Below are 1,085 nucleotides of genomic sequence, written 5' to 3' on the forward strand. Positions count from 1 at the left end.
CTCATGAGTGCTTCGGCCGGCGAATGCCGGAAGCGCAGGGCACTGCCATTCGCAGGCCGGCACGACTTCCGACTCTCTGCCTCCTGTAGCTATCCGATCTTCCAGACCTGAGCTCGGCCGGTTGTCGCGATCGTCGTGTAGCATTTTTGTTACACGCGACATCGGAAACCAATGCCGCTTCAACTACCTCATCGGACCATTGATCTGAGTCAACCGAGCATCTCTCCACGGCTGTCATTGCTGCAGCGCACCAAATTCGAAATTTCAAGGAGAGATATTATGGTGAGAGACTGGATGGGGTCGCGGCGGGGGATCACAGTTGCCATCGCCCTTGTCTTGGCAGGACTGCAGCAGGCTGCGGCGGCGGACGTGCAATCCGTGGACGTGACGCAGGCTCCTGTAGCCGCATCCGGCCCTTGGCAGATTCGCGCGCGCGCCCTGGGCGTGATCACGGACGACAAGGGCAACGTCAACGGAATCCCCGGCTCTGACCTTTCCTATTCGGATACGGTGACGCCGGAATTGGACATCTCCTGCTACTTCACGGACAATCTCGCCGCTGAACTCGTTCTCGGCACCACCTACGCCAATATCTACGGCGAGGGAACGATCAGCGGGTTGGGCAAGATCGGCAAGGTCTGGGTGCTGCCGCCTACGCTCACGCTGCAATACCACTTCACCGATTTCGGCGCCTTCAAGCCCTATGTCGGTGCCGGCGTGAACTACACGATCTTCTATAACCAGGATGCCGGCAGCGCCGACGCTCTCCATGTCAAGGACACATTCGGCGGCGCCCTGCAGGTCGGCTTCGATTACATGCTGGATCAGCATTGGGGCCTCAATTTCGACGTCAAGAAGCTCTTTTTGGAGCCGAAATTCGACGTCACGGTCGGCGGCACGAACTTTACAGGTAAAGCCAAGCTCAATCCCTGGCTGATCGGCACGGGCGTCACCTATCGCTTCTGACCAGGCAAAACGAAGCCGCTTGCCTGCATTTGAGTCGCTGTTCGGAGGGTGCTTTCTCGCGCCCTCCTCGCGCTGTGAGCGCCTTCGTCACCTTCAACACGCAAGCGCATACCGTCGAC

Annotated in this window: 1 protein-coding gene; it reads left to right on the forward strand. The window is 59.0% G+C overall.

The window, feature by feature from the left end:
• Positions 1-279 precede the first annotated feature (279 nt).
• Positions 280-966 carry an OmpW family protein gene (locus tag EOA29_RS37455; protein ID WP_126095876.1) on the forward strand — a complete coding sequence of 229 codons (687 nt, stop codon included), beginning with the start codon at positions 280-282 and terminating at the stop codon, positions 964-966.
• The last annotated feature ends 119 nt before the right edge of the window (positions 967-1,085 follow it).

The sequence above is a fragment of the Mesorhizobium sp. M1E.F.Ca.ET.063.01.1.1 genome, from assembly GCF_003998155.1.
Lineage (GTDB): Bacteria > Pseudomonadota > Alphaproteobacteria > Rhizobiales > Rhizobiaceae > Mesorhizobium.

What these genes read in the sequence shown, in the direction of transcription:
- EOA29_RS37455 (WP_126095876.1), top strand. Translation starts at nt 280, where the DNA reads ATGGTGAGAGACTGGATGGGGTCGCGGCGGGGGATCACAGTTGCCATC.